The organism is Glycomyces dulcitolivorans (genome assembly GCF_003265355.1).
Classification (GTDB): Bacteria; Actinomycetota; Actinomycetes; order Mycobacteriales; family Micromonosporaceae; genus Glycomyces; species Glycomyces dulcitolivorans.
In genome coordinates, this window is sequence record NZ_QFRW01000180.1 from 1 (window position 1) to 5,199 (window position 5,199).

2 rRNA genes are annotated in these 5,199 nt (G+C 57.6%); both read right to left on the reverse strand.

The window, feature by feature from the left end:
• Positions 1 to 3,119: ribosomal RNA gene (locus DI269_RS13860) — 23S ribosomal RNA — on the reverse strand.
• 421 nt (positions 3,120 to 3,540) lie between these two features.
• Positions 3,541 to 5,072, reverse strand: a 16S ribosomal RNA gene (locus DI269_RS13865).
• Together the 16S and 23S rRNA genes form the textbook arrangement of a ribosomal RNA operon.
• Positions 5,073 to 5,199: the final 127 nt, after the last annotated feature.

Consider the following 5,199-nt stretch of genomic DNA (forward strand, 5'->3'; position numbering starts at 1 on the left):
TGTTAAGTTCTCGGCGGTTAGTACCCGTCCACTCCAAGCATTGCTGCTCTTCCATGTCGAGCCTATCAACCCCATCATCTCTAGGGCGCCTCACCAGACTGCGTCTGACAGAGATCTCATCTCGAAGCACGCTTCCCGCTTAGATGCTTTCAGCGGTTATCGCTCCCGAACGTAGCCAACCAGCCATGCACCTGGCGGTACAACTGGCACACCAGCGGTTCGTCCATCCCGGTCCTCTCGTACTAGGGACAGCCCTTCATCAAATCTCTTACGCGCGCGGCGGATAGGGACCGAACTGTCTCACGACGTTCTAAACCCAGCTCGCGTGCCGCTTTAATGGGCGAACAGCCCAACCCTTGGGACCAACTCCAGCCCCAGGATGCGACGAGCCGACATCGAGGTGCCAAACCATCCCGTCGATATGGACTCTTGGGGAAGATCAGCCTGTTATCCCCGGGGTACCTTTTATCCGTTGAGCGACACCACATCCGTACGTCGGTGCCGGATCACTAGCCCCTGCTTTCGCACCTGCTCGACCCGTCGGTCTCACAGTCAAGCACCCTTCTACGCTTACACTCACCGACCGGTTTCCAACCGGCCCGAGGGCACCATTGGGCGCCTCCGTTACCATTTAGGAGGCAACCGCCCCAGTTAAACTACCCACCAGGCACTGTCCCCCGACCCGATCAGGGCCGCGGGTGAGACACATCATTTAGTCAGAGCGGTATTTCACCAACACCTCCACCACGACTAGCGTCGCAGCTTCCCAGGCTCCCGCCTATCCTACACAAACCAGACAATATGCCAATACCAAGCTATAGTAAAGGTCCCGGGGTCTTTCCGTCCTGCCGCGCGAAACGAGCATCTTTACTCGTACTGCAATTTCGCCGAGCATGTGGTTGAGACAGCGGGGAAGTCGTTACGCCATTCGTGCAGGTCGGAACTTACCCGACAAGGAATTTCGCTACCTTAGGATGGTTATAGTTACCACCGCCGTTTACTGGCGCTTCAATTCACCACTGCAGGCCGAAGCCTTGATGGATCCTCTTAACGTTCCAGCACCGGGCAGGCGTCAGTCCATATACCTCACCTCACGGCTTCGCATGGACCTGTGTTTTTAGTAAACAGTCGCTTCCCCCTGGCCTCTGCAACCCTCCCCAGCTTCCGTGCGCACGCACCACCAGAAAGGGCCCTCCTTCTCCCGAAGTTACGGAGGCAATTTGCCGAGTTCCTTAACCACACATCACTCGAACGCCTCAGTATACTCTACCTGACCACCAGTGTCGGTTTAGGGTACTGGCCGACTACCACTCGCTAGAGGCTTTTCTCGACAGCACGGGATCACCGAATTCAGTCAAAAGACCTATGCTTCAGCGCTCACCCTCACCATTTAAGGTAATGTTCCCGGATTTGCCTAGGAACATGGGCTACCACCTTACCCCGCCTAATCCACCAGACGGTACGGCTACCCCACTGCGTCACCCCATCACTACGCTACACACGGAAAGGACCCCAACCACTCACCTGTGCCAGTCCACCCGAAGGTGAGCCGGCACCGGCTTGCAGCCGGTTAGCACAACCGCTATCACTCATACGCGGCACTCGGGTACCGGAATATCAACCGGTTATCCATCGACTACGCCTCTCGGCCTCGCCTTAGGCCCAGACTAACCCAGGGCGGAACAACCGTCCCCTGGAACCCTTAGTCAATCGGCGCACAGGATTCTCACCTGTGTTTCGCTACTCATGCCTGCATTCTCACTCGTACAAAGTCCACCCCATGGGTCACCCCGGAGCTTCACCCCATGTACGACGCTCCCCTACCCAACCCAGACAGTCGAAACTATCTGGCATTGCTACGGCTTCGGCGGTGCACTTCAGCCCCGCTACATTATCGGCGCAAAACCACTCGACCAGTGAGCTATTACGCACTCTTTCAAGGATGGCTGCTTCTAAGCCAACCTCCTGGCTGTCAACGCGACCCCACATCCTTTTCCACTCAGTGCACCCTTAGGGGCCTTAGCCGGTAATCTGGGCTGTTTCCCTCTCGACGACGGATCTTCTCACCCGCCGACTCACTGCCGCACTCAACACCATGGCATTCGAAGTTTAGCTGAGCTCAGTAACCGACACGGCCCATCACCCAACCAGCGCCCTACCACCACGGAGCAACATGCGACGCTGCACCTAAATGCATTTCGGGGAGAACCAGCTATCACGGAGTTTGATTGGCCTTTCACCCCTACCCACACCTCATCCCCCCAGTTTGCAACCTAGGTGGGTTCGGGCCTCCACGACCTCTTACAGCCGCTTCACCCTGGACATGGGTAGATCACCCCGCTTCGGGTCTACAACACACCACTCAACGCCCTATTCAGACTCGCTTTCGCTCCGGCTCCACCACACGGCTTAACCTCGCGGCATACCATAACTCGCAGGCTCATTCTTCAAAAGGCACGCCATCACCCGCCTACAAGCAGCACGAAGCCACTTGCCGGGCTCTGACGGTTTACAGGCACATGGTTTCAGGCACTCTTTCACTCCCCTCCCGGGGTACTTTTCACCATTCCCTCACGGTACTCTCCACTATCGGTCACCGGACCTCTTTAGGCTTAGCAGACGGTCCTGCCAGATTCACACGAGCCTCCACGAAACCCGCGCTACTCGGGTGCGTTCCCCGAACACCACCAACAACCTTCACCTACGGGACTCTCACCCTCTCCGGTCGGCTTTCCCACACCGTTCGACTAGCTGCTGATGCGTGAACCTGAATTCGGCAGAATTCAACGGAAACGTCCCACAACCCCTGACCCGCAACGCCTGCCGGCTATCACACGAACCAGGTTTAGCCTCCTCCGCTTTCGCTCGCCGCTACTGACGGAATCACTCTTGTTTTCTCCACAGCAGGTACTGAGATGTTTCACTTCCCCGCCACACCACCACCCACCCTATACATTCAGGCAGGCGCGACCGGCCATCAAGCCGGCCAGGTTACCCCATTCGGAAACCCTGGGATCACAGTCCAGTTGGCAACTCCCCCAGGCATATCGCAGCCTCACACGTCCTTCATCGGTCATCCGGCACCAAGGCATCCACCATGCGCCCTACACAACTTAACCAACACACGGCCAAGTCAGATAGAAACAAAGACACTCACGCACACTATACAAATCTCAAACAACACACCAGCCACACCCGACACGCTGATCGTGTGAGAGGACCACCGCACGAATGCGGACCAAGTCCAGACACGATCAAAACCGCGTGTCCGCGGCATGACCAGGCTCCGAGACGTATTGCCTCAGAACCCCAACAGGGTGCGAGACCCGTCAGACACGCCGACCGCGCAGAACGCAGTCGACCTGGCCAACAGGTCTCAAGGATGGAAACGGGACTCAAACCCGTTTGAACAACGTGCAGTCGACACACCATTAAAACATTTAGTCCATACACACCCGAGCGATAACCACCGCAAGCGAAATGCTTGCCGTGGGCTCGGATGGTTGACGCCTCGCCTCAGCGAGGGTCGGGACTCCTTAGAAAGGAGGTGATCCAGCCGCACCTTCCGGTACGGCTACCTTGTTACGACTTCGTCCTAATCGCCAGCCCCACCTTCGACCACTCCCTCCGGTAAACCGGTTAGGCCGCAGGCTTCGGGTGTTGCCAACTTTCATGACGTGACGGGCGGTGTGTACAAGGCCCGGGAACGCATTCACCGCAGCGTTGCTGATCTGCGATTACTAGCGACTCCACCTTCATCGAGTCGAGTTGCAGACTCGAATCCGAACCAAGACCGGCTTTACAGAGATTCGCTCCACCTCACGGTATCGCAACCCGCTGTACCGGCCAATGTAGCATGCGTGAAGCCCTGGACATAAGGGGCATGATGACTTGACCTCATCCCCACCTTCCTCCGAGTTAACCCCGGCAGTCTCCCGCGAGTCCCCAACTGAATGCTGGCAACACGGGATAAGGGTTGCGCTCGTTGCGGGACTTAACCCAACATCTCACGACACGAGCTGACGACAGCCATGCACCACCTGTCACCCAGTCCGAAGAGGCCCCCATCTCTGGGGGTTTCCGGGTGATGTCAAACCCAGGTAAGGTTCTTCGCGTTGCATCGAATTAATCCGCATGCTCCGCCGCTTGTGCGGGCCCCCGTCAATTCCTTTGAGTTTTAGCCTTGCGGCCGTACTCCCCAGGCGGGGCGCTTAATGCGTTAGCTACGGCACAGAACCAACCAACGTGGCCCCACACCTAGCGCCCACCGTTTACAGCATGGACTACCAGGGTATCTAATCCTGTTCGCTCCCCACGCTTTCGCTCCTCAGCGTCAGAACAAGCCCAGAAACCCGCCTTCGCCACCGGTGTTCCTCCACATATCTGCGCATTTCACCGCTACACGTAGAATTCCAGTTTCCCCTACTTGCCTCAAGCCCGCCCGTATCCACCGCAAAACCCCGGTTAAGCCGAGGCCTTTCACGGCAGACGCAGCGGGCCGCCTACGAGCCCTTTACGCCCAATAAATCCGGACAACGCTCGCGCCCTACGTCTTACCGCGGCTGCTGGCACGTAGTTAGCCGGCGCTTATTCAACCACTACCGTCAACCAGGCGAATACCTGGCCTTCGTGGTGGATAAAAGAGGTTTACAACCCGAAAGCCGTCATCCCTCACGCGGCGTCGCTGCATCAGGCTTGCGCCCATTGTGCAAAATTCCCCACTGCTGCCTCCCGTAGGAGTCTGGGCCGTATCTCAGTCCCAATGTGACCGACCGCCCTCTCAGGCCGGCTACCCGTCACCGCCTTGGTAGGCCATCACCCCACCAACCAGCTGATAGGCCGCGGGCCCCTCCCCAACCGCAAAAACTTTCCACCGAGCACCATGCGGAGCTCGGTCGTATCCGGTATTAGCCGCCGTTTCCAACGGTTATCCCAGAGATGGGGGCAGGTTACCCACGTGTTACTCACCCGTTCGCCACTCGAGTACCCGCAAGCGGGCCTTTCCGTTCGACTTGCATGTGTGAAGCACGCCGCCAGCGTTCGTCCTGAGCCAGGATCAAACTCTCCAACAAAAACCTTGTCGCGCACCACAATCCGGAGACCATGGCGACTTGAAGTATGTGTCGAAGCGTGTCCTGACCGATTTTCACGGGGCACCAAGCAAGTGCCCCAAGGAAAAGACAGTCAAAAACAGTACCA